At 58.4% G+C, this 16,796-nt stretch carries 18 protein-coding genes; 12 read left to right on the forward strand and 6 right to left on the reverse strand.

The window, feature by feature from the left end:
* Nucleotides 1–178: 178 nt before the first annotated feature.
* The 4 genes from ACIPIZ_RS18975 to ACIPIZ_RS18990 form a co-directional block, all read right to left on the reverse strand.
* Entirely contained in the window at nt 179–433 is a 255-nt protein-coding gene (locus ACIPIZ_RS18975) for a hypothetical protein (RefSeq protein WP_092279308.1), read from the reverse strand.
* Between the two features lie 44 nt (nt 434–477).
* Nucleotides 478–819 carry a hypothetical protein gene (locus ACIPIZ_RS18980; protein ID WP_007908306.1) on the reverse strand — a complete coding sequence of 114 codons (342 nt, stop codon included), beginning with the start codon at nt 817–819 and terminating at the stop codon, nt 478–480.
* A gap of 82 nt (nt 820–901) precedes the next feature.
* Nucleotides 902–2,098 (reverse strand): MFS transporter, encoded by a 1,197-nt coding sequence (locus tag ACIPIZ_RS18985; RefSeq protein WP_401166691.1) that lies wholly within the window; start codon nt 2,096–2,098, stop codon nt 902–904.
* A 110-nt stretch (nt 2,099–2,208) separates the two neighbouring features.
* Complete coding sequence (locus ACIPIZ_RS18990; protein ID WP_401166694.1) at nt 2,209–2,862, reverse strand: HD domain-containing protein; 654 nt, start codon at nt 2,860–2,862, stop codon at nt 2,209–2,211.
* Nucleotides 2,863–3,087: 225 nt separating this feature from the next.
* Here ACIPIZ_RS18990 and ACIPIZ_RS18995 point away from each other — a divergent pair, with 225 nt between their 5' ends.
* From ACIPIZ_RS18995 to ACIPIZ_RS19045, 11 genes are all read left to right on the forward strand, one after another.
* Nucleotides 3,088–3,567 (forward strand): GNAT family N-acetyltransferase, encoded by a 480-nt coding sequence (locus ACIPIZ_RS18995; protein WP_038364457.1) that lies wholly within the window; start codon nt 3,088–3,090, stop codon nt 3,565–3,567.
* A gap of 159 nt (nt 3,568–3,726) precedes the next feature.
* Nucleotides 3,727–4,389, forward strand: coding sequence for a hypothetical protein (locus ACIPIZ_RS19000; RefSeq protein ID WP_401166697.1), 663 nt, complete (start codon nt 3,727–3,729; stop codon nt 4,387–4,389).
* Complete coding sequence (locus tag ACIPIZ_RS19005; RefSeq protein ID WP_401166699.1) at nt 4,386–4,880, forward strand: PAAR domain-containing protein; 495 nt, start codon at nt 4,386–4,388, stop codon at nt 4,878–4,880. The genes ACIPIZ_RS19000 and ACIPIZ_RS19005 overlap by 4 nt, the downstream gene beginning before the upstream one ends.
* Before the next feature lie 5 nt (nt 4,881–4,885).
* Nucleotides 4,886–5,623, forward strand: a complete 738-nt coding sequence (locus tag ACIPIZ_RS19010; RefSeq protein ID WP_122853845.1) for an alpha/beta hydrolase — start codon at nt 4,886–4,888, stop codon at nt 5,621–5,623.
* Between the two features lie 3 nt (nt 5,624–5,626).
* A complete protein-coding gene (locus ACIPIZ_RS19015; RefSeq protein WP_236427530.1) occupies nt 5,627–6,127 on the forward strand; it encodes a hypothetical protein in 501 nt (166 codons plus the stop codon).
* Nucleotides 6,128–6,260: 133 nt separating this feature from the next.
* Nucleotides 6,261–7,187, forward strand: coding sequence for a hypothetical protein (locus ACIPIZ_RS19020; RefSeq protein ID WP_401166702.1), 927 nt, complete (start codon nt 6,261–6,263; stop codon nt 7,185–7,187).
* Nucleotides 7,188–7,276: 89 nt separating this feature from the next.
* Nucleotides 7,277–8,266, forward strand: a complete 990-nt coding sequence (locus ACIPIZ_RS19025) for a 2-dehydro-3-deoxygalactonokinase (RefSeq protein ID WP_401166705.1) — start codon at nt 7,277–7,279, stop codon at nt 8,264–8,266.
* 19 nt (nt 8,267–8,285) lie between these two features.
* A complete protein-coding gene (locus ACIPIZ_RS19030; protein WP_105705270.1) occupies nt 8,286–8,906 on the forward strand; it encodes a 2-dehydro-3-deoxy-6-phosphogalactonate aldolase in 621 nt (206 codons plus the stop codon).
* A gap of 46 nt (nt 8,907–8,952) precedes the next feature.
* Nucleotides 8,953–10,101 (forward strand): galactonate dehydratase, encoded by a 1,149-nt coding sequence (gene dgoD, locus ACIPIZ_RS19035; RefSeq protein ID WP_064391479.1) that lies wholly within the window; start codon nt 8,953–8,955, stop codon nt 10,099–10,101.
* A gap of 174 nt (nt 10,102–10,275) precedes the next feature.
* Nucleotides 10,276–11,586, forward strand: coding sequence for an MFS transporter (locus ACIPIZ_RS19040; protein WP_064391478.1), 1,311 nt, complete (start codon nt 10,276–10,278; stop codon nt 11,584–11,586).
* A gap of 61 nt (nt 11,587–11,647) precedes the next feature.
* Nucleotides 11,648–12,451, forward strand: coding sequence for an IclR family transcriptional regulator (locus ACIPIZ_RS19045; RefSeq protein ID WP_007908330.1), 804 nt, complete (start codon nt 11,648–11,650; stop codon nt 12,449–12,451).
* On the opposite strand, the gene ACIPIZ_RS19050 is transcribed toward ACIPIZ_RS19045, so the two are convergent.
* On the reverse strand, nt 12,448–13,500 hold the full coding sequence (locus tag ACIPIZ_RS19050; RefSeq protein ID WP_105705269.1) for an NAD(P)-dependent alcohol dehydrogenase: 1,053 nt from the start codon (nt 13,498–13,500) through the stop codon (nt 12,448–12,450). The two genes, ACIPIZ_RS19045 and ACIPIZ_RS19050, sit on opposite strands and share 4 nt — an antisense overlap.
* A 191-nt stretch (nt 13,501–13,691) precedes the next feature.
* Between ACIPIZ_RS19050 and ACIPIZ_RS19055 the strand changes: the two genes are divergently transcribed.
* Nucleotides 13,692–14,582 (forward strand): AraC family transcriptional regulator, encoded by an 891-nt coding sequence (locus tag ACIPIZ_RS19055; protein WP_008085522.1) that lies wholly within the window; start codon nt 13,692–13,694, stop codon nt 14,580–14,582.
* Nucleotides 14,583–14,766: 184 nt separating this feature from the next.
* Here ACIPIZ_RS19055 and ACIPIZ_RS19060 read toward each other — a convergent pair whose 3' ends face one another.
* A complete protein-coding gene (locus tag ACIPIZ_RS19060; RefSeq protein ID WP_150648311.1) occupies nt 14,767–16,431 on the reverse strand; it encodes an electron transfer flavoprotein-ubiquinone oxidoreductase in 1,665 nt (554 codons plus the stop codon).
* Nucleotides 16,432–16,796: the final 365 nt, after the last annotated feature.

Genomic DNA, 16,796 nt, shown 5'->3' on the forward strand with positions numbered 1-16,796 from the left:
GCTTTCGCGAGCAGGCTCGCTCCCACAGGGGATTTATGTTCGCCTCAGATCCAATGTAGGAGCTGCCGAAGGCTGCGACCTTTTGATCTTCTAAAAGCAAAGATCGCAGCCAATTGCAGCTCCTGCATGATTAGCGATCACACGATCACACGATCACACGATCACACGATCATATCGCTCAGCTATCCAGCTTGCGCGCCGCCTCAACGCCGGCTGCACTGAGCTTGATCGGCAGGTTCAACGAATGTTCGCCAGCCTCGTTGCAGGTCACATGCCCGTGGTGAATCAGTCCACGATCCTGCAAAGCGGCGAGGGCGCTGGCCACAACCTTCTCGCCCCGGTAATTGTCCAGCACCTCCTTGCCCAGACCACTCGGATGAGCATGCAGCAGGCGGGTGAGGACTTCTTTTTCCAGGTTTTTATCGACGTTCATGGTTACCTCTTCGTGGATGTGAACAGGACGCTCGCGTCGGCGAACTACTGACCGGAGCCTTCGGAACCGGAGCCACCGGTGGTGGTTTTGGAACCGACGCCGGGGCCCGCGTTGTCTGGCGTGGCGGGGGCATCGGGAGTGTTCATGCCGCCCTGACGACCCGGGTCACTGCCCTGAGTGCGCGGATCGGTGCCGGTGGCGGGAGGCTGATTGATCAGGGGTACACCGGAACCATCGGTATTCATGCCGGGGGCACTGTTGATGGCGGGCGCGCGTGGCGGGGTCGGATCGGTAGGGCCGGTGCCCGCAGCGGTGGCGGATGCGGCGAAAACCGCAGGGCAGAGCAGGGCGCTGAATACGAAAGCGGTCAACCTTGACGGGATCATAGGGCTTCTCCAGTGATTGGAATCCTTACCTGTCGTTGGTCTGCCCTCGGATTGGATTGGTGCCTGATGAACGACGAACGGTCTAGATCGTCGCTGCGGTTTTGGCGTTGATTCGGCGCCAGAGCAAGCGACCAAGGGTGATCAGCCAGTTGGCCAGCGCCACTGCCAATACCGTGAGCAGCAATCTTGCCATCCCATGCTCGACGATGATTTTCCCGGCCAATAGCGGGAAACCAAATACACCGATGAAGTACGAAAGACTGAACAGCAACAACGCCTGCGATGTGGTGCCGGCCGGTGCTTCGTTGGCGGCGAGGCCGTTGATCACCGAATAGGTCAGGCCATAACCGACACCGAGCATCAGCGCCGCCAACAGATAGCTGAATCCGCTGTGCACACCGAACGCGAACAGCACAATCGAACCCAGCATCAGTCCCGACAGCAGGCACGATGCGCGTAATGGATCACGCTTGACGACATATCCCGAGATCAGCATCCGACTGCTGATCGCGGCACTCATGAAGCCGAGAAAGAACAACGAATAATCCAGCGAAAGGGCGGCGGCATAACTTGTCTGAAAACTCGACAGGCCACCGAATACGCAGCCGCCGAGACCGACCATGATGATCGGAAACAGGGCGCGTGAACCGAGCACTTGAGTGGTCGTCTGCCAGGTGATTCTTGCAGCGGTTGTGGCTTGGGTACTTTTCAGTTTTGCGCCAAGCTGCCAGAACAGCAGCACCCCGATCAGGCTTGCCAGCGCCGCCAGATAAAATGCCGAGGTCACCGGCAACCCCAATGCACTCGCCGCACGACCCAGTAATGGCCCGCTGCCGATGCCGGTCATCATGCTGCCGGACAGCAAGGCGAAATATTTGGCCCGCTGCGCCGGCGTCACCAGACTGGCAACGATAATCGGCCCCAAGGTGTAAAAAACGCCCCAGCCCAATCCCAACAACAAACCGAAAAACAGCAGTAAATGACCGAACCCCGGCGTCAGCGCAAAACCTAGGCTCGCCACCACCAGCAACAGCCCGAACACTGCAATCGAACGCGCCGCCCCGAGCCAGTCCGACAAATGCCCGGACACCAGCACCGCGACAAACGTACTGAGCATCGCCGCCGAAATCACACTGCCGGCATCGTGTTCATTGCCGCCGCGTGAACCGATCAGCAGCGACAGCAAAAATGTCGAACCGTAGGACAACGACAACAGATAACTGGCGAGGCAGAACAGGCCGAACAGCTTGCTCGATACCGTGGGTGTTGCTTGCGACATGACGCGGTTCCTTGACCGGAAAAAATTAAGCGTCATCTGTTTACCACGCCAAGTGAGCGGATTAGGTCTGAGCTTGGCGACGTCAGGATCGCTGTGCGCCGGAGTAACCCTCAGGCGATGCCGATCTCTTCCTTGAATTGTTCCATGAAACCTTTCAGGCGTTGATGACGGACTTGCGCCAGACGCCGGCCGGCTGCGGTCTGGAAACCGTTGGCGAGGTGCAGCAGTTTGGTCTGGAAGTGATCGAGGCAAAAACGTTTGTCGTCGTAGTCGCGCTGTTTCGCTTCGGGATCCTGCGGGTCGTACAGCGCCGAACCCATGCGCCCGGCGATGTAGAACGTACGGGCGACGCCGAGCATGCCCAGCGAGTCGAGGCGGTCGGCGTCCTGGACGATTTTCGCTTCGAGGGTGCGCGGAGTGATGTTGGCGGAGAAACTGTGGGCTTCGATGGCGTGGGCGACGGCCGTGATTTTTTCGCTGGGCCAATTCATTTCGGCGAGCACCGATGAAGCCTTTTCTGCCGCCAGACGCGAGGCTTGCGCGCGCAGTGGCGAGTTTTTCTCGACAGCCACGCAATCGTGCAGGAGCACCGCAGCGAGCAGAACCTCCAGATCACCGCCTTCTTCTGTATGCAGCGTACGCACGTTGTGCCAGACCCGCTGAAGGTGCGCGAGGTCGTGGGCGCCGTCGTCGGACGGTTCCAGAGCGTGGGGCAGCAACTCTGCTGCCAGTGCCTCCACGGGTGTAAAAAGCTCAAGGTTCATAAGCATCCTTTCAGATTGTCCCAGTTCTTGTGGGAGCGAGCCTGCTCGCGAAGAGGCAGTATCATTCACCGCAATGTCACTGACAGTCCGCATTCGCGAGCAGGCTCGCTCCCACAGGTAACTGCAGTGTTTGCAACATTGCGCAGGGTAGTGTGTGTTTTGCCATGTGACGAGCGCCGCTCACCGCCTTAGTATGGCGTTTTCCTTTTCTGACAAGGCCCGTCCATGACGATCGACATCCGCCCGGCGACCCCCAGCGATGCCCCGCAAATCCTCGCCTTCATCACTGAACTCGCCGATTTCGAAAAGGCCCGCCACGAAGTCATCGCCAGCGTTGCCGACATCGAACGCAGCCTGTTCGGCGAAGGCGCCACCGCCCACGGTTTGATCTGCCTGCGCGATGGTCTGCCCATCGGTTTCGCGGTGTTCTTCTTCAGCTACTCGACCTGGCTCGGCAGCAACTGCCTGTACCTCGAAGACCTCTACATCACCCCCGAGCAACGCGGTGGCGGCGCCGGCAAAACCTTGCTGCGGCACTTGGCGAAAATCGCCTGCGACAACGACTGCGGCCGCTTCGAATGGAGTGTGCTGGACTGGAACACGCCGGCGATCGAATTCTACAAATCCCTCGGCGCGCAACCGCAGGAAGAGTGGGTGCGCTACCGCATGGATGGCCAGGTCCTGCGCGAGTTTGCCGAGGGCTGAAAACAATGATGGCAATCCAGTACTAATTCGATTGTCGCCAGCGCTCTAGTCCGGCATTCTACGCGCCATTTTTGCGCGCTCACGGACGACACCTGCAATGCCTCTGGCACAACTTCTCCACGCCCGTGGAGCCTTCGCTGCGTCAACGAGTGACCGGCGATGAGCGGACTACGGGCGACAATGCGTCTGTATGGCCTGGTGAAAAACTCAGGCTCGAGCGACAACCCCCAGCGCCAACCGGTCGACATTCTCTGTACGACGAACAGCACGGGCGGCACTGCCATTCGTGCGTTCGTGTCACGCCTTGATGCCGAGTTGATGACGCGCAGTACCGGGCTCGCCGATTACCGCGTGATAGCGCTGCGCACCTTCGATCCGACGGCGTTTATCGACGCCCATCAAGGCTGGCTGACACTACATGTCTGTTGCGGTTTTGTCGCCCCCGCCGGGCATTCGCTGCTCAAGGACGGCGGGTTGATGCCGATGGGCTGGTACGTCTATTCCGAGATCGGCCAGTGGACGGCCCAGCATCATCTCGACCTCGGCACACAAATGGCCGATTTGCTGCAATCGACTTACGAGCGCAATCACTTGCGCCACTACAACGCCTGGCTCAACGAACTCGACGATGCGACGCCTGCCGAGCTGGCATGGCAGGTCAACGAAGCCTGGCAACATCTGCAATTCGCTAGCCCCCCCGACAGCCGTGAGCATTGCCACGCCCTGTTCGACCCCGTCGACAACCGCTGGCGCTTCGCCGCGACCGATGTCGATATTCATCAGCCGCCCCCGGAACCTCTGAAGCAAGGAGCTTTGAATTGAGTGGTAAACCCGCTGCACGCGTCACCGACCCGACCGCCTGCCCATTACCTGGTCATGGCACCAACCCGATTGTTTCCGGTTCGCCGAACGTCTTCTTCGACGGCCTCGCCGCCGCGCGCATGACCGATAAATCGGCGTGCGGCAGCCCGATTACCGGGGCCGTTTCCGGCACCGTTTTCATCAACGGCTTGAATGCCGCGACGCTCGACAGCACCGGCGGCCACGGCAATGTCGTGGTGGGTGGTTCGGGGACGGTGATCATTGGCCAGAGTGGTGGAGGGGCGGCGTTTAGCGGGTTGTTGCCGATGCCGGTGCATTTTACGGACAGGTTGCAAGTGGTGAATGAGGACACCGGAGAGCCGGTGCCCTATCACCCCTACACGATTCAGCGCGGCGATGGCAGTGAAGAACATGGCGTTACCGATGCGTCGGGATTTACCCATACCGTCAGCTCGCATTTACCTGAAACTATTAAATTATTTGTTGAGTGACTGATATGGCAGGAGAGAGTGCGGCGAGCCTGGAACCTTTGGCTAAAAGAGACGCGGGGAGCGTTGAATTAACCAAGCCAGAAGATAAGTGCGCCAAAATCATTGCGATCAGCATGAAGAAAGTCTTCATTTTGTTTGTCGGTGGTGCGGGAGACCAGGAAAGTTACTACCTCAGTGGGCCGAACTGGAACGTGAGTCATGTTCGAACTAAAGTAGAGGCTGATGCTGCAGCGCTGTGCTATTTGTCGAAGTGCGACATGAAAGCACTGGCTTATAATAAATTCCTGACCGATGAGGACCTGGCCAAAAATGTATTGGTTGAAGTTCCTGATAAATCCACGCCTGTTTATATCATAGGACACAGTTTGGGCGGTTGGAACGGCGCACACCTCTCCAGTGTTTTGACCGATAAGGGTTATAAGGTCAAAATGCTGATAACGATAGATCCCGTGGGGCAGGGAAAGATCGTATATGGTATTTCAACCATTTACAGGCGAAAACCTGAGCCAAAGGCGGGGTTCTGGGTAAATATCCGTGCGGATAAAATCAAGAATCGAGACATATCTGATACTGTCGCGGACTTTGGTGAACAATGGGAAATAACTTCAGGTCCTGATGTCAGTGGCCGAGTTGATGTCAATCACGCAGATGCCGATGTCATGTTCGATAAAAAACTGGATGGGGGTAAGTCCGCTCGCCAGCTGTTGGCAGACTCTATACTTGGCTATCTAAGGGAGAAATAGACTTTGAATAGATTTTTGTTGACGCTTGCCCTATTGTTTTGTTGCTCATGTTCCTCGAATCATGGCAGGCCAATTGCCACTCTTGATTACAGAGCGGTTTCACTTAGCTCGAGCGGAAGTTCGTTCTTCATTGGCTTCTCAAGTCATACCGATTTGTTGGGGTTGTTCCAGTCTAAAATTGGCGAGGAACTGGTTTGCACCTTGGGTGCTGATCTGGATTTTTCTATAGGTCATTATCAGAAGCTCTACGGCAACGGTATCGTTGAGGTGAGTGAAAAACCGTCGAAAGGAAAGTATATCGCCAGAGTTATTTTTAAAGAGACCGGAGAAGTGCAGGGTAAGGAGCGTATTCTTGATGGTAATGGGCTGCGCGGAGCTTTAATGGCGAATGATTTTGTTGTGTGTACATTCAGAGTGCATACGACAAAATATAAAACCTACTTTTCGAAATTTATGCGTATTCCTTCCGCAGATTTTTTAAAAGAAATCGATGGCTTGGAGTGATGAGTCAGTTGTTTTGTTCTTTGGATAAATAAGCCGAGTTATTGTTTCGGGATCAAGCTTTATATTGGGCGGGTGATCTTGAATATTCATTTCAACAGTTGCAACCGTGTGTGATTCAGGAGGAACACCGCTAATGAATCGAAAAATCTACAAGGTTTTATTGATTGCCGGTTTTTTATTGTGTTCATCTTGCCTGCACCTCAATGTCCCACCCGCCAGGCTTGAGTTTGTCTCGATCAATCACAAGATATCTTCCTCTTACGACCTGCGTTTCACCTCAGACCGAAACCTCATTGACCTGTATGAGGATCATGGGCGACGAGGGCAGATTGGCACCTGGATCCATTGCTCGTTGAATGGCGATGCGGATTTTTCCATCGAACATGAAATCGTCCTGGAAGCCTCGGGAATCGTCAGCGGCATGCGCTTGATCGAAGGCGATCGTCGCTATGAGATGTTCGCGAATATCAGTGTCGAGAATCACGCTGTCAATGACGGCCGTAACCACATCCGACCGGTTGAGTTGGTGCAGATCCTCAAACCGCAGGAATACATTTCGTGCAAGGTGGTAATAACCGCGTTCCCGTTCGTGGCGTATTACTCGAAAGTCATGTACATGCCCACATCGCGGTTCATTGCCGCAATAGAACATCCGCGCGTGGCACCCGCGCGTATTTCGCTCAAACAGCCCGACCAACCAAGGTCGTTGCTGCCTTTTGCCTCAGTGTGCATCGTGCGCTGGCGCTATGACCTGACGCTCGGCTATGACCAGATTGACAGCCTCGGACTCTGTAGCGACGTGCCCTATACCGGCATGCTGGCCTCGTTTGCGCCGAACAACACGAAGCTGAAGGTTGTTTCAGGTTCAGAGGAAAACCCGGCGCCCTTCGCGGCGTACACCATTATTCGCGCTGACGGACGCCGGGAGCCCGGAGTAACTGACGACAAGGGCCGCACACATGAGGTGGGATCCAGCGAGTACGAAACAGTGAGGATCCTGATCGACAACAATCTGGATGTCGTTCAGCGCTGGACAAAATGGACTGATTCCGTCCCATAATATGGGATGTAAAATTACATATTGAGATTTCCCTTCCGGGAGGGCTATAGTCCGTCGCACTCACTGCCAAAAACAAAACAGGTGAAGCGATGCTGGCGCAATTGATCGCGCTCGACTGGGGGACGACCTCATTACGTGCTTACAAACTCGCGGCGGGTGGTGTGGTGCTGGAGCAGCGCGCGCTGTCGTCCGGGATCATGCAGTTGCCCAAGACCCCGCGAATCATCAACGGTCGCGAATGCGCCGATGGTTTTGAACTGGCCTTCGACGAGGCGTGCGGCGACTGGCTCGACGTGCAACCGGATCTGCCGGTGATTGCCTGCGGCATGGTTGGCAGCGCACAGGGCTGGCGTGAAGCGGCCTACTGCGAGACGCCGGCGAACGTCGCCAATCTCGGAAACTCCCTACGAACAGTTGTCAGTCTGCGCGGCACTCTCGTGCATATCGTGCCGGGTGTGATTCAGCGTTCGCGTCTGCCGAATGTGATGCGTGGCGAAGAAACCCAAGTGCTCGGTGTGCTGCAGAATCTGCCGATTGAGGCGGGTGCCGATCTGTTGATCGGCCTGCCGGGCAGCCACTCGAAATGGGTCGACGTGGTCGATGGCTGCATCACTCATTTCGACACGTTCATGACTGGCGAAGTGTTCGCCGTGCTCAGCGAGCACAGCATTCTCGGCCGGACCCTGAAGCAAGGCGCGGCGTTCGATGCTCAGGCGTTTGACCGTGGTGTGCAGATTGCTCTGTCGGCGGATGGCGAACTCGGCGTGCTGTCGACGTTGTTCAGTGCCCGAACCCTGGGTCTGACCGGCGAACTCAGCCCGACCGCGCAGGCGGATTATCTGTCCGGCCTGATGATCGGTCATGAACTGGCGGCGCTGGCCACGATTCAGCGGCGTCGCCGCAACAATCCGAATCTCCCTTCGATCATCCTCATCGGTAACGCGCAACTCTGTGCGCGCTACAGCCGCGCGCTCGATGCCTGCGGTTTCGCCAACGTAACGCTGGCCGAACAGGCCACCGAGCGTGGTTTGTGGCAACTGGCGCTGGCCGCCGGACTGATCGATTCCTCATCCCGTTAACCCTGACTGGAGGCCTGACATGCTCAAGCAAGCATTGGCGCAAAACGGTCTGATCGCGATTCTGCGTGGCCTGCATCCGCAGGAAGCCGCCGCTGTCGGAGAAGTCCTTTATACAGCCGGATTTCGCGTCATCGAAGTACCGCTCAATTCCCCTTCGCCGTACGAAAGTATCCGCATCCTGCGCAATACCTTGCCCGCCGATTGCCTGATCGGTGCCGGCACGGTGTTGACGCCGGAACAGGTCGGTTTGGTGAAGGAAGCCGGTGGCCAAGTGATCGTCATGCCGCACAGCGACGCCAAGGTCTTGCGCGCAGCGAAAGCGGCGGGGCTGTTTCTGTCGCCGGGTGTCGCCACGCCCACGGAAGCGTTCGCGGCGCTGGAGGAGGGCGCGGACATTCTCAAGCTGTTCCCGGCCGAGCAGATGGGCCCGGCCGTCGTCAAAGCCTGGCTCGCGGTGTTGCCGGCCGGGACGGTGCTGGCGCCGGTCGGCGGCATCACTCCGGACAACATGCAGGCGTTTATCGACGCTGGCGTGAAAGGTTTCGGTCTCGGTTCCGGCCTGTTCAAACCGGGCATGACGCCGCAGCAAGTGGCGTTGAATGCCAAGGCCTACGTGGCCGCGTGGAAGGCCCTTCGCTAAGACTTTTTGGCGCTGCGTGCGCTGCATCTATAAGAGAGACAAAAAGATGAAAATCACCAAACTCACCACCTTCATCGTCCCGCCGCGCTGGTGCTTCCTCAAGGTCGAAACCGACGAGGGCGTGACCGGTTGGGGCGAGCCTGTGGTTGAAGGGCGCGCGCACACCGTTGCCGCTGCCGTCGAAGAATTGTCCGACTACCTGATCGGCAAAGACCCACGCAACATCGAGGACATCTGGACGGTGCTGTATCGCGGCGGTTTCTACCGTGGCGGCGCGATCCACATGAGCGCGCTGGCCGGTATCGATCAGGCACTGTGGGACATCAAGGGCAAGGCCCTCGGGGTGTCGGTGAGCGATCTGCTCGGTGGTCAGGTGCGCGACAAGATTCGCGTGTATTCGTGGATCGGCGGCGACCGTCCGGCCGACACTGCGCGTGCGGCGCAAGAGGCGGTGAGCCGTGGCTTCACCGCGGTGAAAATGAACGGCACCGAAGAGCTGCAATTCCTCGATACCTTTGAAAAAGTCGATCTGGCGCTGGCCAACGTTGCCGCCGTGCGTGATGCGGTTGGGCCGAACGTCGGCATCGGCGTCGACTTCCATGGCCGCGTGCACAAGCCGATGGCCAAGGTGCTGATGAAGGAGCTCGACCCGTACAAACTGATGTTCATCGAAGAACCGGTGTTGAGCGAAAACTACGAAGCGTTGAAAGAGTTGGCGCCGTTGACCAGCACGCCGATTGCCCTCGGCGAGCGACTGTTTTCGCGTTGGGACTTTAAACGGGTGTTGAGCGAAGGCTACGTCGACATCATTCAGCCGGACGCTTCCCACGCCGGTGGTATCACCGAAACCCGCAAGATCGCCAACATGGCCGAAGCCTACGACGTCGCGCTGGCGCTGCATTGCCCGCTGGGGCCGATTGCGCTGGCGGCGTGTTTGCAACTGGATGCCGTTTGCTACAACGCGTTTATCCAGGAGCAAAGCCTGGGCATCCATTACAACGAGAGCAACGACTTGCTCGACTATGTGAAAGATCCACGGGTGTTCGATTACGACAAAGGCTTCGTGAAGATTCCGAACGGGCCGGGGTTGGGCATCGAGATCAACGAGGAATACGTGATCGAGCGTGCGGCAGTCGGGCATCGCTGGCGCAACCCGATCTGGCGCCATGCCGATGGCAGCTTTGCCGAGTGGTGAGTCCTGCCTGACACACCCGATGAGATCGTTCCCACGCTCTGCGTGGGAACGCCTCAATGGACGCTCTGCGTCCGCTTTTGGGACGCGGAGCGTCCTTGGCTGCATTCCCACGCGGAGCGTGGGAACGATCAGGCCTCAGGCCGACCTCAATAAACATAAAAAGAGGCTCTCCCCATGCAACCGCAAACCCTCACCGGGCAGGCGTCTTTAGTCACGCCCAGCCGCAAGCGGTTTTTCATCATGGTGTTGCTGTTTATCACCGTGGTCATCAACTACCTCGACCGCAGCAACCTGTCGATTGCCGCGCCAGCGCTGACCAGTGAGCTGGGCATCGATCCGATTCACGTCGGCCTGATTTTCTCTGCGTTCGGCTGGACCTACGCCGCCATGCAGATCCCCGGTGGCTGGCTGGTCGACCGCGTGCCGCCGCGCATTCTTTACAGCGTCGCTTTGTTGTTGTGGTCTGTGGCCACGGTGATGCTCGGTTTCGCTGCCAGTTTCATCGCGTTGTTTGTGCTGCGGATGGCGGTCGGTGCGCTGGAAGCCCCGGCTTACCCGATCAACAGCCGCGTGGTGACAACCTGGTTTCCCGAGCGCGAGCGCGCCACGGCCATCGGTTTCTACACGTCAGGGCAGTTCGTCGGTCTGGCATTCCTCACCCCGGTTCTGGCTTGGCTGCAACACGAATTCGGCTGGCACATGGTGTTCGTCGCGACCGGCGCGGTGGGCATCATCTGGGCGGCGATCTGGTACGCGGTGTATCGCGAACCACGGGATTTCAAAGGCGCCAACGAAGCGGAAATCGATCTGATCCGCGAGGGCGGTGGTCTGGTTGATATTCAGCAGGAAACGGCCAAGGTCAAAGCCAAATTCAGCTGGACCGACTTGGGCATCGTGCTGACCAAACGCAAGTTGTGGGGCATCTACCTCGGCCAGTTCTGCCTGAACTCGACGCTGTGGTTTTTCCTCACGTGGTTCCCGACGTATCTGGTGAAATATCGTGGCATGGACTTCATCAAGTCCGGCCTGCTGGCGTCGCTGCCGTTCCTCGCCGCGTTCGTCGGCGTGCTGTGTTCGGGGTTCTTTTCAGACTTCCTGATTCGGCGCGGCTACACGGTCGGTTTTGCGCGCAAGTTGCCGATCATTGGCGGGCTGCTGATTTCCACCTCGATCATCGGCGCCAACTTCGTTGAGTCGACGCCGCTGGTGATTGCCTTTCTGGCGCTGGCGTTTTTCGGCAACGGGCTGGCTTCGATCACTTGGTCGCTGGTCTCGACGTTGGCGCCGGCACGCTTGCTTGGCCTGACCGGCGGGGTGTTCAACTTCATCGGCAACCTGTCGGCAATTGCCACGCCGATCGTGATCGGTTTCCTTGCCAGCGGCGATTCGTTCGCGCCGGCGATCACCTATATCGCGGTGCTCGCCTTGATCGGTGCACTGTCCTACGTGCTGCTGGTCGGCAAGGTCGAGCGTATCGAGTTGTAGTGGTCTGCGTCGGGCGACCATAATGCCGCCCGTTCCTTCGCTCAACGGTAAAAGGCTGGATATGCAGGAAGACGCCCCGGAAAAAACCAAGGACGCCGCACCCACCGGCACGCAGACGCTGTTGCGTGGCTTGGGTGTGGTGCAAGCGGTGGCCAGTGGCGCCCGTGATCTCAAGGAGATTGCCCGGCTGATCGGCACCACTCGCAGCACCACCCATCGTCTGGCCAGTTGTCTGGTCGATGAACGCTACCTGCGCGTGGTGCCGCAAGTCGGTTACCTGCTCGGGCCGAAGCTGATCGAACTGGGTTTCCAGGCGCGCGAAGAGTTGCCGCTGGTGACCCTGGCCGGGCCGTATCTGGACGAATTGTCGGCATTGACCGGCGACACCGTGCACTTAGGGATTCGTGAAGGCGATGAAGTGCTGTATCTGCTGAAGAACCCGGGGCGCAATGGCCCGGAAATGCGCTCGCGGGTCGGCCATCGCATGCCGTTGGCGCGCACCGGGATCGGTAAGGCGTTGATGCTCGATGACTCGCCGAAAGATTGGCAGCGTCTGTACGACATCAGTCTGCCGGCCGGTGGGAAAAGTCAGTTCTGGCCGCAGCATCCCCAGCAATCGTGGGAACAGCTTGAGCAGCGCATGACCGAGTACGTCGCAGGTGGCTACGCCTTCGATCTGGAAGACAACGAACCGTCGATCCGCTGTGTGGCGGCGCCGATTCGCGATGCGAGCAAGGGCATCGTGGCGGCGATCAGTATCGCCAGCACCGTGCCATACATGCCGCTGGAAAAAATGGCCGAGCTGATTCCCCTGATCAAAGGGGTCACAGCCCGGCTCTCGGCGGAGCTCGGTCTGAAGATTTAAACCTTGAGCGTCGCCATGTCGATCACGAAACGGTACTTCACGTCGCCGGCGATCATGCGCGCATAAGCCTCGTTGATCTGGCGGATGTCGAGCATTTCGATGTCGCAGGTGATGTTGTGCTCGGCGCAGAAGTCCAGCACTTCCTGGGTTTCAGCGACGCCACCGATCAATGAACCGGCCAATACGCGACGGCTCATCACCAGTTTGCCGGCGTGCACTGGCGGATCGATCGGTTCGATCAGGCCAACCAGAATGTGCACTCCATCGAAGCGCAGGGTGTCGAGGTACGGGTTGAGATCGTGCTGCACTGGAATGGTGTCGAGCAGGAAGTCGAAGTAACCCGCGGCAGCTTTCATCTGCTCGGCGTCGGTGGAAACGATCACGTGATCGGCACCCTGACGACGACCTTCTTCAGCTTTGCTCGCTGAGCGGGTAAACAACGTCACTTCAGCGCCCATGGCTTTGGCAAACTTGATGCCCATGTGGCCGAGGCCACCCATGCCGAGGATTCCGACCTTGTCGCCGGCCTTGACGCCGTAGTGCTTGAGCGGCGAGTAGGTGGTGATGCCAGCGCAGAGAATCGGTGCCGCGCTGGCCAACGCGAGTCTTTCCGGGATGCGCACGACAAAGTGTTCGCTGACCACGATGCTGTCCGAATAACCGCCCATGGTGTTGCTGCCATCGACCCGATCCGGGGTGGCGTACGTCATGGTCGGGCCTTCGAGGCAGTATTGCTCAAGGTTCGACTGGCAGGCTTCGCAGGTGCGGCAGGAGTCGACCATGCAGCCAACCCCGACCAGATCGCCTACTTTGTGTTTAGTGACATTCGCACCGATCGCGGTGACTTTTCCGACGATCTCGTGGCCGGGCATCAGCGGGTAAACAGCGATGCCCCATTCGTTACGGGCCTGGTGGATATCGGAGTGGCAGACGCCGCAGTAGAGGATTTCGATGGCGACGTCGTCGGCGCGCGGGCTGCGACGTTCGAACTTCATCGGGGCGAGGGGGGTGGTGGCCGATTGGGCGGCATAGCCGATGGCGGTGTACATGTGAAACCTCGCAAAAGCAGGAACAAGTGAGGCGGCGCATTCTGGGCGCCGACTGACCGGTCGGCCATGACGATTCCTCCGGGTCTCATGCCTAATCCTCCGGGATGCGGGTTTGATCGGTCGTATTGGCAAAAGGATCTGCGATGATGCTTTTATCCCTTTCTCCGCCACATTTTTAGTGAAGAGTTTTGATGCAATTAACCCGTCATCTTGATGCCAATGCCCGGCTGGTTTCGTTGATCGAGCCGTTGGCGCTGCGCGATGGTTATTCCCCGACCGGGTTGCCCGGTGTGCAAGTGTTGCGCGCCAGTTGCGACGTTGCCCGTGGCCCGCACATTTATGAACCGAGCCTGATGATCATCGCCCAGGGCAGTAAACTGGCATTCCTTGGGCCGCGCACGATGGAGTATGGCGCTGGGCATTACCTGATTCAGGCGCTGCCGGTGCCGTTCGAGTGCGAGACGTTTGCCTTGCCGGATGCGCCGTTGCTCGGGGTGTCGGTGGCGATAGATCGGGTGTTGCTCGGTGAGTTGGTGCTGGCCATGGGCCTGGCGCCGGGGCGGCATATTCCGGCGCAGACGCCGGAGTCGATGACTTCGGTGGTGCTCGACGATGACATGCGCGGTTGTGTCGAGCGCTTGCTGAGCTGCCTGCACGATCCGCTGGAATGCCAGATTCTCGGGCCGGCGCGGGTAAGGGAATTGTTGTTTGTCGCGTTGCGCGGGCCGCAGGCCGACGTGTTGCGCGCGTTGGTCGAGCAGCAGGGGCAGTTTGCGCGGGTGGCGGCGTCGATCAGTCATCTGCATGCGCATTACACCGAGCCATTGAATGTCGAGACGCTCGCCGGTTGCGCGAACATGAGCGTGTCGACCTTTCATGAGCATTTCAAGCGCAGTACGTTGTTGTCGCCGGTGCAGTATCTGAAGCGTTTGCGGTTGTTGAAGGCGCAGACGTTGCTGGTGGCGGAGGGCTTGGGCGTGGCGCAGGTGGCGCATCGGGTCGGGTATCAGAGTACGTCGCAGTTCAGCCGCGAATACAAGCGCTACTTCGAGCGCAGCCCGGGTGATGAGCGCGCTGCCTGATGCGACGATAATCTCCTGTAGGAGTGAGCCTGCTCGCGACAGCGGTGTGTCAGATGACGATGATGCTGACTGAAACACCGCTATCGCGAGCAGGCGAAGGCCTACATTGGTTCGGTGGTGTTGCAGGAATCGTGGGCAACAAAAAGGCCCCCGTTTCGGGAGCCTTGGTGTTCAGCGTTTCGATTTACATATTCGGATAAGTCGGGCCGCCGGCGCCTTCCGGCGTGACCCAGGTGATGTTCTGCGAAGGGTCCTTGATGTCACAGGTCTTGCAGTGCACGCAGTTCTGGGCGTTGATCTGGAAGCGCTTCTCGCCGTCTTCCTTGGTAATCACTTCGTACACGCCGGCCGGGCAGTAGCGCTGCGCCGGTTCGTCGTACAACGGCAGGTTTTTGCTGATCGGGATGCTTGGGTCGGTCAGCTTCAGGTGGCACGGCTGTTCTTCTTCGTGGTTGGTACCGGAGATGAACACCGAGCTGAGTTTGTCGAAACTGAGTTTGCCGTCCGGTTTCGGGTAGTCGATCTTCTTGCAGTCGGCCGCGAGCTTGAGGCAAGCGTAATCCGGCTTGGTGTCGTGCAGAGTGAACGGCAGTTTGCCGCCGAAGATGTTCTGGTCCAGCCAGTTGAAACCGCCGCCGACGATGGCGCCGAACTTGTGGATCGCCGGGCCGAAGTTGCGGCTGGCGAAGAGTTCGTCGTAGAGCCAGCTCTTCTTGAACGCGTCCACATAAGTGGTCAGTTCTTCAGTGCCGTCCTTTTCAGCGAACAGTGCGTCAGCTACCGATTCAGCGGCGAGCATGCCGGACTTCATCGCGGTGTGGCTGCCTTTGATCTTGGCGAAGTTCAGGGTGCCGAGGTCGCAACCGATCAGTGCGCCGCCCTTGAAGACCATTTTCGGCAGCGAGTTCAGGCCACCTTTGCAGATTGCGCGGGCGCCGTAGCTGATGCGTTTGCCGCCTTCCAGGTACTGAGCCAGCACCGGGTGGTGCTTGAGGCGCTGGAATTCGTCGAACGGCGACAGGTAAGTGTTGCTGTAGGACAGGTCAACGATCAGACCGACCACCACTTGGTTGTTTTCCAGGTGATAGAGGAACGAGCCGCCGGTGTTCTCGGTGCCCATGATGTCCAGCGGCCAACCGGCAGTGTGCACCACCAGGCCTGGCTGGTGTTTGGCCGGGTCGATTTCCCAGATTTCTTTCAGGCCGATGCCGTAGTGCTGAGCGTCGGCATCGCTGTCGAGGTTGTAGCGCTTGATCAGTTGCTTGCCGATGTGGCCACGGCAGCCTTCGGCGAACAGCGTGTACTTGCCACGCAGCTCCATGCCGGGGGTGTACAGGCCTTCTTTCGGGTTGCCTTCGCGGTCGACGCCCAGATCACCGGTGATGATCCCGCGCACCACGCCTTGCTCGTCGATCAGCGCTTCCTGAGCGGCGAAGCCCGGGTAGATTTCTACACCGAGGTTTTCGGCTTGCTGGGCCAGCCAGCGGCACAGGTTGCCGAGGGAGATGATGTAGTTGCCTTCGTTGTGCATGGTTTTGGGCACAAAGAGGTCAGGAATCTTCTGCGCGCTGTCGGCGTTTTTCAGCACGAAAATATCGTCGCGGGTGACAGGCGTGTTCAGTGGCGCGCCAAGTTCTTTCCAGTCCGGGAACAGTTCATTCAGAGCGCGTGGTTCGAACACGGCGCCGGAGAGGATGTGTGCGCCGACTTCGGAGCCTTTTTCGACCACGCAGACGCTGATTTCCTTACCGGCTTCGGCGGCCTTCTGCTTCAGACGGCAGGCGGCGGACAGGCCAGCGGGGCCGGCACCGACGATGACCACGTCGAATTCCATGTATTCGCGTTCCACAGGCTATCTCCTACTCAAGGCTCAACAGTTTTTTTTCTAATTTGGAGGTTCGGTGTCGATCCGTTATTGCCTTTACGTTAACGTCAAGGGTAATAATGGGCAAACCACCTTTCTCTCTAGGCGGCGCATTATATCTACACCACTCCTAGCGTCCAATACAAACGTTTGTTTGAATCGGCTCCAGACCAGAGAAATCAAAGAAGCGCGGCTTATGAATGGTCATTTTGCTGTATTGACCGGAATAGGCGTTCCGGTCAAGATACGGGCGGTTTTGCGCTCGTCGTAGGCAGACTGGTGGTTTCAAGAGCACGTCTAAAGACAGGGCACAGGCAGTAAAAGGTGATGCGCAGCGCAGTCTGGCGCGC

Origin of the sequence: Pseudomonas sp. NPDC087690 (assembly GCF_044743175.1) — a bacterium.
Lineage (GTDB): Bacteria > Pseudomonadota > Gammaproteobacteria > Pseudomonadales > Pseudomonadaceae > Aquipseudomonas.